At 70.4% G+C, this 12,816-nt stretch carries 12 protein-coding genes; 10 read left to right on the forward strand and 2 right to left on the reverse strand.

Annotated elements, in window-relative coordinates; genetic code table 11:
• Genes OHU89_RS32445 through OHU89_RS32460 form a run of 4 tightly spaced genes read left to right on the forward strand, consistent with a single transcriptional unit; the run spans position 1 to position 3,923 of the window.
• A complete protein-coding gene (locus OHU89_RS32445) occupies positions 1 to 924 on the forward strand; it encodes an ABC transporter permease (protein ID WP_405648195.1) in 924 nt (307 codons plus the stop codon).
• A complete protein-coding gene (locus OHU89_RS32450; protein ID WP_405648197.1) occupies positions 917 to 1,894 on the forward strand; it encodes an ABC transporter permease in 978 nt (325 codons plus the stop codon). Before OHU89_RS32445 ends, OHU89_RS32450 begins: the two co-directional genes overlap by 8 nt.
• A 9-nt stretch (positions 1,895 to 1,903) precedes the next feature.
• Positions 1,904 to 2,878, forward strand: a complete 975-nt coding sequence (locus OHU89_RS32455) for an ABC transporter ATP-binding protein (protein WP_405648198.1) — start codon at positions 1,904 to 1,906, stop codon at positions 2,876 to 2,878.
• Complete coding sequence (locus OHU89_RS32460) at positions 2,871 to 3,923, forward strand: ABC transporter ATP-binding protein (protein WP_405648200.1); 1,053 nt, start codon at positions 2,871 to 2,873, stop codon at positions 3,921 to 3,923. Before OHU89_RS32455 ends, OHU89_RS32460 begins: the two co-directional genes overlap by 8 nt.
• Before the next feature lie 128 nt (positions 3,924 to 4,051).
• On the opposite strand, the gene OHU89_RS32465 is transcribed toward OHU89_RS32460, so the two are convergent.
• Positions 4,052 to 6,169: a prolyl oligopeptidase family serine peptidase gene (locus OHU89_RS32465; RefSeq protein WP_405648202.1), complete on the reverse strand. Its 2,118-nt coding sequence runs from the start codon at positions 6,167 to 6,169 to the stop codon at positions 4,052 to 4,054.
• A 176-nt stretch (positions 6,170 to 6,345) separates the two neighbouring features.
• Between OHU89_RS32465 and OHU89_RS32470 the strand changes: the two genes are divergently transcribed.
• The 4 genes from OHU89_RS32470 (at position 6,346) to OHU89_RS32485 (ending at position 10,588) form a co-directional block, all read left to right on the forward strand.
• Entirely contained in the window at positions 6,346 to 6,540 is a 195-nt protein-coding gene (locus OHU89_RS32470; RefSeq protein ID WP_266888429.1) for a hypothetical protein, read from the forward strand.
• Between the two features lie 19 nt (positions 6,541 to 6,559).
• Complete coding sequence (mshB, locus tag OHU89_RS32475) at positions 6,560 to 7,420, forward strand: N-acetyl-1-D-myo-inositol-2-amino-2-deoxy-alpha-D-glucopyranoside deacetylase (RefSeq protein WP_405648204.1); 861 nt, start codon at positions 6,560 to 6,562, stop codon at positions 7,418 to 7,420.
• The gene (locus tag OHU89_RS32480; RefSeq protein ID WP_405648206.1) at positions 7,417 to 7,827 is read left to right on the forward strand and encodes a DUF6113 family protein; all 411 of its coding nucleotides are present in this window, start codon (positions 7,417 to 7,419) and stop codon (positions 7,825 to 7,827) included. Before mshB ends, OHU89_RS32480 begins: the two co-directional genes overlap by 4 nt.
• Positions 7,828 to 8,077: 250 nt before the next feature.
• The gene (locus tag OHU89_RS32485; protein ID WP_405648208.1) at positions 8,078 to 10,588 is read left to right on the forward strand and encodes a hypothetical protein; all 2,511 of its coding nucleotides are present in this window, start codon (positions 8,078 to 8,080) and stop codon (positions 10,586 to 10,588) included.
• Between the two features lie 70 nt (positions 10,589 to 10,658).
• Here OHU89_RS32485 and OHU89_RS32490 read toward each other — a convergent pair whose 3' ends face one another.
• The gene (locus OHU89_RS32490) at positions 10,659 to 10,988 is read right to left on the reverse strand and encodes a hypothetical protein (protein ID WP_405648209.1); all 330 of its coding nucleotides are present in this window, start codon (positions 10,986 to 10,988) and stop codon (positions 10,659 to 10,661) included.
• Positions 10,989 to 11,169: 181 nt separating this feature from the next.
• On the opposite strand from OHU89_RS32490, the gene OHU89_RS32495 reads away from it, so the two are divergent.
• A complete protein-coding gene (locus tag OHU89_RS32495) occupies positions 11,170 to 12,075 on the forward strand; it encodes an ABC transporter ATP-binding protein (RefSeq protein WP_405648211.1) in 906 nt (301 codons plus the stop codon).
• Positions 12,072 to 12,812 (forward strand): ABC transporter permease, encoded by a 741-nt coding sequence (locus OHU89_RS32500; protein WP_266888419.1) that lies wholly within the window; start codon positions 12,072 to 12,074, stop codon positions 12,810 to 12,812. Before OHU89_RS32495 ends, OHU89_RS32500 begins: the two co-directional genes overlap by 4 nt.
• Positions 12,813 to 12,816: the final 4 nt, after the last annotated feature.

Below are 12,816 nucleotides of genomic sequence, written 5' to 3' on the forward strand. Positions count from 1 at the left end.
ATGGGACGCTACGTCGTCCGGCGTCTGCTCCAGATGATCCCGGTGTTCATCGGCGCCACCCTCCTGATCTTCCTCATGGTCAACGTGATGGGCGACCCCATCGCGGGCCTGTGCGGCGACCGGCAGTGCGACCCCGCCACGGCCGCCCAGCTGGAGAAGGAGTTCGGCCTCGACAAGCCGGTCTGGCAGCAGTACCTGACCTACATGGGGAACGTCTTCACCGGCGACTTCGGCACCGCGTTCAACGGGCAGGAGGTCACCGAGCTGATGGCGACGGCGTTCCCCGTGACGATCCGGCTGACGATCGTCGCGATCCTCTTCGAGATCGTCATCGGCATCACGCTGGGTGTCGTCACGGGCCTGCGCCGGGGCCGGCCCGTCGACACCTCGGTCCTGATGTTCACGCTCGTGGTGATCTCGGTCCCGACGTTCGTCACCGGTCTGCTGCTCCAGCTCCTCCTCGGCGTCGAGTGGGGCTGGATCAAACCGTCGGTGTCGACGGACGCCACGTTCGGCGAGCTGATCGTGCCGGGGCTCGTTCTCGCGTCCGTTTCCCTCGCCTATGTGACCCGGCTGACCCGTACCTCCATCGCGGAGAACAAACAGTCCGACTACGTCCGTACGGCGGTGGCCAAGGGGCTGCCCCGCAGGAGGGTCGTCATCCGCCACCTGCTGCGCAACTCGCTGATCCCCGTCGTCACCTTCATCGGCACCGACATCGGCGCACTGATGGGCGGGGCGATCGTCACCGAGCGCATCTTCAACATCCACGGCGTCGGCTACCAGCTCTACCAGGGCATCCTCCGCCAGAACACCCAGACCGTCGTCGGTTTCGTGACGGTGCTCGTCCTGGTGTTCCTGATCGCGAACCTGCTGGTCGACCTCCTCTACGCCGTACTCGACCCGAGGATCCGCTATGCCTGAGCAGCCGTACGACGACGGAGCGATCGCCCCGACCGGTATGGGCGGCACGATGGACCTCGCGACGGCGGAAGGGGAGACCCTGGAGGAGACACCCGACGGGCCCGAGGGAACGGGCCCGGCGGGCAAACCCCGCTCGCTCTGGTCCGACGCCTGGCGCGACCTGCGCCGCAACCCGGTCTTCATCATCTCGGGCCTGGTGATCCTCTTCCTGGTCGTCATCTCCATCTGGCCGTCCCTGATCGCCTCCGGCAACCCCCTCAAGTGCGACCTGGCCAAGGCGCAGGAGGGCTCACAGCCCGGACACCCCTTCGGCTTCGACGGTCAGGGCTGCGACGTCTACACCCGCACGGTGTACGGCGCCCGTACGTCCGTCACGGTCGGCGTCTGCGCCACGCTGGGGGTCGCGATCCTCGGCTCGGTCCTGGGCGGGCTGGCCGGCTTCTTCGCCGGGTTCTCGGACTCGATCCTGTCCCGCATCACCGACGTCTTCTTCGCGATCCCGGTGGTCCTCGGCGGCCTGGTCCTGCTGTCCGTGGTGACCAGCAACACGGTCTGGCCGGTCATCGGCTTCATGGTGCTGCTCGGCTGGCCACAGATCTCCCGGATCGCCCGGGGCTCGGTCATCACGGCGAAACAGAACGACTACGTCCAGGCGGCGAAGGCCCTGGGTGCCTCCAGCTCCCGCCAGCTGCTGCGCCACATCGCGCCCAACGCAGTGGCCCCGGTCATCGTCGTGGCGACCATCGCGCTCGGCACCTTCATCTCGCTGGAGGCGACCCTGTCCTACCTCGGCGTAGGGCTGAAGCCCCCGACCGTCAGCTGGGGCATCGACATCTCCTCGGCCTCCGCCTACATCCGCCAGGCCCCCCACATGCTCCTCTGGCCGGCCGGCGCTCTCGCCCTCACCGTCCTCGCGTTCATCATGCTCGGCGACGCGGTCCGCGACGCCCTCGACCCGAAGCTGAGGTGAGTCGGCGTCATGCTGCTCGAAGTGCGTGATCTGCATGTGGAGTTCCGGACGCGGGACGGGGTCGCCAAGGCCGTCAACGGGGTCGACTACTCGGTGGACGCGGGCGAGACGCTCGCCGTGCTCGGTGAGTCGGGGTCCGGCAAGTCGGTGACGGCACAGGCGGTGATGGGAATCCTCGACATGCCGCCTGGGCGGATCACCGGTGGCGAGATCCTCTTCCAGGGCAAGGACCTGCTGAAGCTGAAGGAGGAGGAGCGGCGCAAGGTCCGGGGCGCCGAGATGGCGATGATCTTCCAGGACGCGCTGTCCTCGCTGAACCCGGTGCTGAGCGTCGGCGACCAGCTCGGCGAGATGTTCGTCGTCCACCGGGGCATGTCGAGGAAGGACGCCCGGGCCAGGTCGATCGAGCTGATGGACCGCGTCCGCATCCCGGGGGCGAGGGAGCGGGTCAGGCAGTACCCGCACCAGTTCTCCGGCGGTATGCGCCAGCGCATCATGATCGCGATGGCGATGGCCCTGGAACCCGCCCTGATCATCGCCGACGAACCGACGACCGCGCTGGACGTGACGGTCCAGGCCCAGGTGATGGACCTGCTCGCGGAGTTGCAGCGCGAGCTCAACATGGGGCTCATCCTCATCACCCACGACCTCGGCGTGGTCGCGGACGTCGCCGACCGGATCGCGGTGATGTACGCGGGCCGGATCGTCGAGTCGGCGCCCGTCCACGACATCTACAAGGCGCCGGCCCACCCCTACACCAGGGGTCTGCTCGACTCCATCCCGCGCCTGGACCAGAAGGGCCAGGAGCTCTACGCCATCAAGGGCCTGCCCCCCAACCTCATGAACATCCCGCCGGGCTGCGCCTTCAACCCCCGCTGTCCCATGGCCCAGGACGTGTGCCGGACGGACGTACCCCCGTTGTACGACGTCTCCGAAGACCGCACGAGTGCCTGCCACTTCTGGAGGGAGTGCCTGAATGGCTGAGCCGATTCTGGAGGTCAGCGGGCTGGTCAAGCACTATCCGCTCACCACGGGCATCCTCTTCAAGAAGCAGGTCGGCGCGGTGAAGGCGGTGGACGGCGTCGACTTCGCCCTCGACCGCGGCGAAACCCTGGGCATCGTGGGCGAGTCGGGCTGCGGCAAGTCCACGGTCGCCAAGATGCTGGTCAACCTGGAACGTCCGACCGCCGGCACGATCAAGTACAAGGGCGAGGACCTCACCAAGCTCTCCGGCAAGGCCCTCAAGTCGGTGCGCCGCAACATTCAGATGGTGTTCCAGGACCCGTACACCTCCCTCAACCCCCGTATGACGGTGGGCGACATCATCGGGGAGCCGTACGAGATCCACCCGGAGGTGGCGCCGAAGGGCGACCGCAGGAAGAAGGTCCAGGACCTCCTGGACGTGGTCGGCCTGAACCCGGAGTACATCAACCGCTACCCCCACCAGTTCTCCGGCGGCCAGCGCCAACGCATCGGTATCGCACGGGGGTTGGCGCTCCGCCCTGAGGTGATCGTCGCCGACGAGCCGGTCTCGGCGCTCGATGTCTCCGTCCAGGCCCAGGTCATCAACCTGATGGACCGGCTGCAGAACGAGTTCGACCTCTCGTACGTCTTCATCGCCCACGACCTGTCGATCGTCCGCCACATCTCGGACCGCGTGGGCGTGATGTACCTGGGCCGCATCGTGGAGATCGGCAGGGACGCGGAGATCTACGACCACCCCACGCACCCCTACACCCAGGCCCTGCTCTCCGCGGTCCCGGTCCCCGACCCCGAGGCCCGTGAACACCGAGAACGCATCATCCTCACCGGAGACGTCCCCTCCCCGACCAACATCCCCTCCGGCTGCCGCTTCCGCACCCGCTGCTGGAAGGCCCAGGAACGCTGCGCCCTGGAGGTACCGGCCCTGGCGGTCCCGAGCGAGTTCCGCCTCCTCCCGGGCCCGACGGCCCACGACTCGGCCTGCCATTTCGCGGAGGAGAAGCAGGTGGTGCCGCCGGAGGAGCCACACAGCAACGGACCGGGGTGACATGGCGCACCCCGGTCCGTTTACGGCACCCGCACGGCCGTACGTTCTTTAGACTGGCCCGTCCGTATATCGGGATCGGGTCGGCCAAGTTGCCTGTGTGTTAACGCGGTTCGTGGGTGTTTGTGCGGTTACGGCACCCCCAACGACCGCTTCAGGAAGTCGACCTGGAGCAGGAGCAGGTTCTCCGCGACCTGTTCCTGTGGGGTCATGTGGGTCACCCCGGACAGGGGCAGGACCTCGTGCGGGCGGCCGGCCGAGAGCAGGGCCGAGGACAGGCGCAGGGTGTGGGCCGCGACGACGTTGTCGTCCGCCAGGCCGTGGACGATCATCAGGGGCCGGTGCGGCTCGGCGGGGGAGGAGAGGCCCTCGTCGGTCAGCAGGGAGCTCTTGGCGTACGACTCCGGTGACGCCGTCGGATCGCCCAGGTACCGCTCCGTGTAGTGCGTGTCGTACAGCCGCCAGTCCGTCACCGGCGCCCCCGCGATCCCCGCGTGGAAGACATCGGGGCGGCGCAGCACCGCGAGCCCCGCCAGCCAGCCGCCGTAGGACCAGCCCCGGATCGCCACCCGGGAGAGGTCGAGCGGATACGACTTCGCCAGTGACTCCAGCGCCTCGACCTGGTCGTCCAGGGACACCGTGAGGTCGTGGTGGATCGCCTTCTCCCAGGCCGGCGAGCGACCGGGCGTACCCCGGCCGTCCGCGACGACCACCGCGAAACCCTGGTCGGCGAACCACTGCGAGGTGAGGTGCGCGTTATGGGCGGCCAGGACACGGGGACCGTGCGGACCACCGTAGGGATCCATCAAAACCGGCAACGGGGTCGCACCGTCGTGATCTCGAGGCAGCAGCACGGCGCATGGGATCCGCCGTGCGCCCCCCTCGGTGAGAATCATGCGCGGGGACATACCGGGATCTTCGGCATACGACGTGACAGTCGACGTCCGCTTGCCGTCCCGCAGCACCTGCGCCCGCGCCCCGGCCCGCCCCGGCGTCGCAGACACCAGCACCGTCACACCCCCGGCGCGCACCGCCGAGTGCACGCCAGGCTCCTGCGAGACGCGCTCCATGCCGAGCTCGTTCACCCGGTACACATGCACCTCGCCGGTCTCCGGTGCGGCCGCGCGCTCCCCGGCCGACGCCGAGACCAGCACGTCGTCGTCGGAGACGTCCAGCACCGCACGGACGTGCAACTGCGGCCCCGTCAACGGGCGTTCGCCCACCGCGAGGACCCGAGCGCCCCCCTCGTCGGCGATCCGGACGAGCCGCCCGGAAGGGCTCCAGCAGGGCACTCCTGGGAAAAGATCAAGCCAAGTTGGATCTTCGTCGGCGTGCACCATCCGCGTCGCCCCCGACTCCGGGTCCACGGCCAGGAACAGCTGGCTGCGCTGATCCCGAGCCTGCACCAGCAACAGCGGCGCACCCGCCGCTGACCAGTGCACATGCGCCAGATACGGGTAGCGCTTCCGGTCCCAGGACACCTCCGTGCGCGCGCCGTCGAGGCCGATCACGAAGAGCCGGACCTCCGCGTTCGCCGTACCCGCCGCCGGATACGCGACGTGCTGTGGATCACGTTCGGGACGGGCCGGGTCGGAGATCCACCAGCGCCGTACGGGAGTGTCGTCCGCGCGCGCGACCAGCAGAAGGTCAGACTCCGGCGACCACCAGAACCCGCGCGAGCGCCCCATCTCCTCGGCCGCGATGAACTCCGCGAGCCCGTAGGTGACTTGTTCCGACTCCGGCTCGGCCAGCGCCCGGTCTCCCTCGCCCTCGGTGCCCGTGATGCGCAGGGCGCCCCGCGTGACGTAGGCGACGAACCGGCCGTCGGGGGAGGGGCGTGGGTCGATCACCGGCCCCGGGGCGGGGAGTTCACGTGCCGTGCCGGCCCGTAGCTCCGCCACGAAAAGCCGTCCTGACAACGCGAAAGAGGCCAACTCGACCGCCGTGTCGGTGGCGTAGCCGACGATCCCGGCCCCGCCCTCACGGCTCCGCTCGCGCCGCGCCCGCTCCTGCGGCGAGAGGTCCTCCGAGGCCCCGCCCAGCAGGGCGCGCGGGTCGGCCGCCACGCGCTCCCCGCCGTCCGCGGGGTCGAGCACCCACAGCGAACTCGCCCGGTCCGTACCGGAGGACGAGCGCAGGAACACGACACGGGAACCGTCGGGAGCCACCGCGAACGCGCGTGGCGCGCCGAGCGTGAACCGCTGGGTCCGGGCATGCCGGCGGGGGAAGGAGTCGGACGTCGTCGTCATGCTTCGACCATATTGGCCATGCGCCCCCTTGTGCGGCAGTGCGCCGACCGATGCGCGCGCACGGATAGTTATGATCACTAGCGCATAGTGGGTATGAACCTGCTGGCGCCTGTATGGATTTATCTGCCCCCCTGGTCCGACCCCCGCGCTCTTGGGATCTTTGGAGGTGAGCCGCCGTGGCACTTTCGATTTCGGCGGTGGTGCTGCTGGCGATCATCGTCTTCCTGCTGGTCAAGAAGTCAGGGCTGAAGGCCGGACATGCGGTCGTCTGCATGTTGCTCGGCTTCTACCTGGCCTCTTCGACCATGGCGCCGACGATCAGCGAGCTGACGACGAACATCGCGGGGATGATCGGCAGCATCAAGTTCTGACGCCTTTAGGGTGGGGTCCATGACGGAACCTCCCGCCCGGCGTCTGCTGCTGGTGCACGCGCACCCGGACGACGAGTCGATCAACAACGGCGCGACGATGGCTCGCTACGCGGCCGAGGGTGCCCTCGTGACCCTGGTCACCTGCACGCTCGGTGAGCGCGGCGAGGTCATCCCGGCCGAGCTCCAGCACCTCACCGGCACCGCCCTCGGCGAGTACCGGCTGGGCGAGCTCTCCGCCGCGATGCGTGAACTCGGCGTCCAGGACTTCCGTCTGCTCGGCGGCCCCGGCCGCTACCTGGACTCCGGGATGATGGGCCTCGCCGACAACGACGACCCCGCGTGCTTCTGGCGGGCGGACCTCGACGAGGCCGCCGCCCGGCTGGTCGAGGTGATCCTGGAGGTACGCCCCCACGTTCTCGTCACCTACGACGAGAACGGCGGCTACGGCCACCCCGACCACATCCAGGCCCACCGCGTCGCCATGCGCGGCGCCGACCTGGCCGCCGAAGCGGGCTGGACGATCCCCAAGATCTACTGGAACCGCGTACCGCGCTCGGTCGGCGAGCAGGCCTTCGAGCGGCTGGCCGAGGTGCTGCCGGGGCTTCCCTTCGACAAGCCGGGCGTCCTCGACGACGTCCCCGGCGTCGTGGCCGACGAGCGGATCACCACCGAGATCGACGGCACCGCGTACGCCGCCGCCAAGGCCGCCGCGATGGCCGCGCACGCCACCCAGGTCACCGTCGCCGAGCCGTACTTCGTGCTGTCCAACGACCTCGCGCAGCCCGTCTTCACCACCGAGTACTACGAGTTGGCACGGGGAGAAAGGGCACTCGGAGCGCGCGAGACCGATCTTTTCGCCGGTACGGAGGCGACCTCATGAACGATCCCGGACCCCTGCTGGCCCAGCCCCTGAAGGCGCCCCCCGCCGGGCGGGCGCTGGTGTACGTGGGCCTCTTCGTGCTCGGCGCGGTCGTCGGCGCCGCCGGGTCGCTGGTGCAGGCCGGCTGGTTCCCGGGCGGGCTGCTGCTCGCGCTCGCCGGTGAGGCCGGACTCTGTCTGGGCGGCGCGCGTGCCGTCGGCAGCCGGGGCGGGGCCGTCGCACCCGCCGCCGGCTGGATGCTCGCCGTCATCCTGCTCACCGCGAGCCGACCGGAGGGGGATTTCCTCTTCGGAGCGGGGACCGGCTCGTATCTGTTTCTGCTCGGCGGCATGGCCACAGCTGTGATCTGCGCCACGCTTGGGCAGGGGCGGCAACCAGGCGGCGATGCCGTCCGACTTGGCAAGTGACGTACCACTTCGCCGCGACTGGGACGTGCGAGTCCGGTGTGGGTTTCCCCAGCGGTCGTGGGATACGCGCCAGAAGTGGCCAGTATGGTGGTGCGCGCCGCCGAGCCGCCCGCGCAGTTGAGGTCGACACGGCCGGTGGAGCCAACCGGGAGAACCTGCCTTGAGTCGTGAAACTGACAGTCCGTCCTCCGGGCCCAACGGGCGCGGCGGAGCCGCCTACCCTTCGGGCACGCCGCCCTATGGGACGCCCATGGCTTCCGACGACGGTACGGACGCGGGCCGTTCGGGCACGCAGTCCGAGGAGCGCAAGACCGAGACCACGCTGACGACCCGGATCCGGATCAACATCCCCGGGTCGCGGCCCATCCCGCCGGTCGTCGTGCGCACACCGGTCGCGGATGCCGAGCCTGCCGCGCCCGCCGTGGCCGAGACGCCGGCACCGGGCGCCCCCACGGGCACCGTCGCGCCTCCGGCCGAGCCCGCGCCGCCCTCCGAGGAGAAGCCGAGCAACTGGTTCGCGCCGCGCAAGTCCGGCCCGCCCAAGGGCGGTCAGGGCGGCGGTGCGACCAACGGGGCGGGTGCGCCCGGTGGTTCAGGTGCGGCGCCGGCCGGTTCCGGTGCCGCTCCTGGCGGCGCGCGTCCCGGCCCCGCTGCCGGACGCCCCGGTGGTGTGGTCGGTGCCATGAGCGTGCCGGGCGGTTCCCGTCCCGGCGGCGGTACCAACGGTGCGGGGCTCCCCGGTGCGACCGGCGGCCCCGTGGCGCCCGGGCACGGCGGCGGCACCGGCTCCTTCGACGTGACCGAGGCGCTGGGCAACGGCTCGCGTCCGGGTGGCGAGCCGCGGCGCGACGATCTGCCGTACTTCGCGGAGAACGGTGGCGGTGCGCAGAACGGGCAGAACGGTCAGCACGGGCAAGGCGGACAGGGCGGTTACGGAGCCCAGGGCGGCCCGGGTGGTGCGAACGGCTACGACGACTTCAACAGCTCGACGGGCTCGCACAGCCTCGACGGCCTGAACGACTTCAACAGCTCCACCGGCTCGCACCGCTTCGACGCCTCCAACGACTTCAACGGTCCGAACGACTTCGCCGGCCCGAACGGCCGTGGCGGCCCCCAGGGCCCCGCGGGTCCGACGGGCGGCCCGGTCACCGGTGACGGTCCAGTCGTACCGCCGGTCAGCGGCGGGCCGGGCGGTCCTGGCGGTCCTGGTGGCCCGGGCGCGTACGGCGGCCCCGGCGCTCCGGGCGGCCCTGGCGGTCACCGTCGGCCTGGTGGCCCTGGCGCTCCCGGCGGACCGGCTGGTCCCGGCGGTTCCGGCATCCCCGGTGTCCCTGGCGGCCCCGGTGGTCAGCCGCGTCCCGGCGGTCCTGGTGGCCCCGGCGCGCTCGGCGGCCCCGCAGGCCCCGGCGGTCCCGGTGCCCCGGGCGGCTTCGGCGGCCCCGGTGCGCCCGGCGCCTCCGCCGGAATGGCCGGCCTCGCAGGGCCGGGCGCGGGCACCCTCCCCGGTGCCGGTCCGCACGGCGGCCCCGGCGGACCCGGTCGTGGTCCCGGTGGCGGTCTGAGCGACGACACCGCGATCCTCACCCCGCAGAAGCCGGCCCCCGAACCGGGCACCCCCGGCTACGGCACCCCCGGCGCCCCGCCGGACAACGTCTCCGGGCACACCGTCACCAGCGGTATCCCGGTCGTGCCGCCCGGCACCCAGAACGCCCCGTTCGGGCCGGGCGCCCCGTCCGACGGACCGATGCAGCACACGGTCCCGAAGCTCCCCGAGCCGGTGGCGCAGAACGTGCCGGCCTCGTCGAAGAAGGGCAAGAAGAAGGGCCGCAACAAGCTGGTCCTGATCGGCAGCGGTGTGTTCGTCATCGCGGCCGGTGCCTACGGCGCCGGGCTGCTGATGAACCACTCCGACGTGCCCAAGGGCACCACGGTGCTCGGCGTCGACATCGGCGGCGGCACCCGCGACGACGCCGTCAAGAAGCTCGACGAGGCGTTCGGCGACCGGGTGAACAAGCCGCTGAAGCTGTCGGTCGGCGGCAAGACCGTCGAGCTCAAGCCGGACCAGGCGGGCCTCCAGTTCGACGAGACGGCCACGGTCGCCGTGGCGGCGCAGAGCGACTACAACCCGATGTCCGTCATCGGCTCCCTCTTCGGCAACCACCGGGTCGTCGAGCCGAACATGCCGGTGGACGGCGAGAAGCTGACCGCCGCCCTGAAGGACGCCGGCGGCAGCTCCGGCTCGGTCAGCGACGGCACGATCAAGTTCACCTCCGCCGGCAAGGCGGTCGCTGTGTACGGCAAGACGGGCAAGGGCATCGACGTCGCCAAGTCGACCACCGCGGTGGAGGAGGCGTACCGCACCCAGGTGGAGACCGGCACGGTCCCTCCGGTCACGGTCGCGACGACCACCCAGCAGCCGTCGATCACCAACGCCGAGGTCGACCGGATGATGAAGGCGTTCGCGGAGCCCGCGATGTCCGATCTCGTCACCATCAAGGGCGGCAGCCAGCCGATCCAGTTCGGCGCCGTGTCCCTGCCGAAGATCCTCGGCGTCAAGGCCATCGACGGCAAGCTCGTGGACACGTACGACCTGGAGGCGCTCAAGGAGGCGTACGGCACCGTCTTCGACGGTGTGAAGGTCAAGACGGCGACCGGGGAGCGGGACGTCCTGCCGCAGGACGTCGTCTCCGTACTGCGCAAGGTGCTGCTCGGCAAGACGACGGCGGAGCGCACCGGGGAGATCGACACCAACCCGAGCTGACGCGGGACCCCTCGCACGCGTGAAGGCCCGTCCTCCAGGACGGGCCTTCACGGGTTTCACACGGTCATGGTCACGGACGCGTGATGCAGTACAGGGCGACGTAGCCCTTGATGCCCTGGTAGTTGATCGCGATCCAGAAGTATCCGTTGGTGTAGCCGCAGGCGGTGAAGGTGCCACCCTCCGAGGCGCCGCCGCACTCCGCTCCCGCGCCCTTCGGGAAGAGCCCGAGGGCACTCGAGCCGGTCGACTTGGACTGCCGGATCCGGACGCTCTCCTTGGCGTGGCAGTTGACCTCCTGGACGGAGACCGTGTCCGACGACGCGGCCTGCGCCGGAGCGGCGAAGGTCAGGCCGGCCACGGTGAGCAGGGCGGTGGCGACACCGGCGAGAAGTTTGCGCATCACAGTTACCCCCTGTGGTGGTTGTGCACGGCTGGTCGGGCCGAGCGGCGGCCAAGTTACCCACGTTGGCGTGTGCACGCCACCGAATTCCTCGTGGCCCGCACGGCATGACATCTGTCATGCGGCACTCCGGACGCCCGACACTGCCCGCGTCCGCACCCCTGGAGCCACTCTGGATCACATGACAACGACAGCGGTCGAATTCGACCAGGTGAGCAAGGTGTACGGCGAGGTGCGGGCCGTGGACGGTCTGACCCTGGCTCTGTATCCGGGTGAGACCGTGGCCCTGCTGGGCCCCAACGGCGCCGGTAAGTCGACCGCGCTCGATCTGCTGCTCGGACTCAAGAACCCCGACAGCGGCAGCGTGCGGCTCTTCGGCAGCGGACCGCGTGAGGCGATCGTCGCCGGTCGGGTCGGCGCGATGCTGCAGAGCGGCGGGCTGATGGACGAGGTGACGGTCGCCGAGCTGGTGCGGCTCGCCTGCGATCTGCATCCGAGGCCCTACCGCCCCTCCGACGTCCTGGCCCGCGCCGGGATCTCCCAGCTCGCCGACCGCAAGGTCGACAAGCTCTCCGGCGGCCAGGCCCAGCGCGTCCGCTTCGCCCTCGCGACCGCCGGCGACAGCGACCTGATCGTCCTCGACGAGCCCACCACCGGCATGGACGTCACCACCCGCCAGGGCTTCTGGGCCACCATGCGCGAGCAGGCCGACCAGGGGCGGACCGTCCTGTTCGCCACCCACTACCTGGAGGAGGCCGACGCGATCGCCGACCGCGTGCTGGTCCTGCACCGCGGCCGGCTCCTCGCGGACGGCACCGCGGCCGAGATCAAGGCGAAGGCGGGCGTCCGCCGGATCTCCTTCGACCTGGAGGCCCCCGTCGACGAGACGGCCCTGCGCACCCTGCCCTTCCTGACCACGCTCACGGTCTCGGGTCCCACCGTCCGCATCCAGTCCAGCGACGCCGACGCCACCGTCCACGCCCTCTACGGCCTCGGCGTCTACCCCCGCAACGTCGAGGTCGCCGGGCTCGGCCTGGAGCAGGCGTTCGTCGCCATCACCGAGGCCGAGGAGGCCCGTACGTCATGAACAGTCTGATCAGGCTGGAGCTGGCCCGCGCCCTGCGCAACCGCAAGTTCCTGTTCTTCTCGGTGATCTACCCGTCGGTCCTGTTCCTGCTCATCGGCGGCAGCGCCGACAGCACGTCGAAGGTCGACGGGACGGGCCTGACCCTGCCGACCTACATGATGGTCTCGATGGCCTCCTTCGGGGCCCTCACCGCCGTCCTGATGGGCAACAGCGAGCGCATCGCCAAGGAGCGGGAGACCGGCTGGGTGCGGCAGCTGCGGCTGACCACACTGCCGGGCCGGGGCTATGTCCTCGCGAAGACCGCGAGCGCCGCGGTCGTCAGCCTGCCGTCCATCGTCGTCGTCTTCGCCGTCGCCGCGGTCGTGAAGGACGTACGACTGGACGCCTGGCAGTGGCTCGCCCTCACCGGCGCGATCTGGGCCGGCAGTCTCGTCTTCGCCGCGCTCGGCGTGGCCATCGGCTACCTCGCGAGCGGGGACGCGGTCCGTCCGATCACGATGATCACCTACTTCGGGCTGTCCATCCTCGGCGGCCTGTGGATGCCGACGACGACCTTCCCGGCCTGGCTCCAGGACATCGCCGAGTGGGTGCCCACGCACGCGTACGCTGCCCTGGGGCAGGCGATCGAGCAGAGCCAGGCCCCGCATGCCAAGGACATCGCCGTCCTCGCCGTCTTCTTCGCCCTGTTCACCGGCGGCGCGGCCTGGCTGTACCGGAAGGACACGCTGAAGGCGTGAGGAC

Source organism: Streptomyces sp. NBC_00019 (assembly GCF_045041015.1).
Classification (GTDB): domain Bacteria; phylum Actinomycetota; class Actinomycetes; order Streptomycetales; family Streptomycetaceae; genus Streptomyces.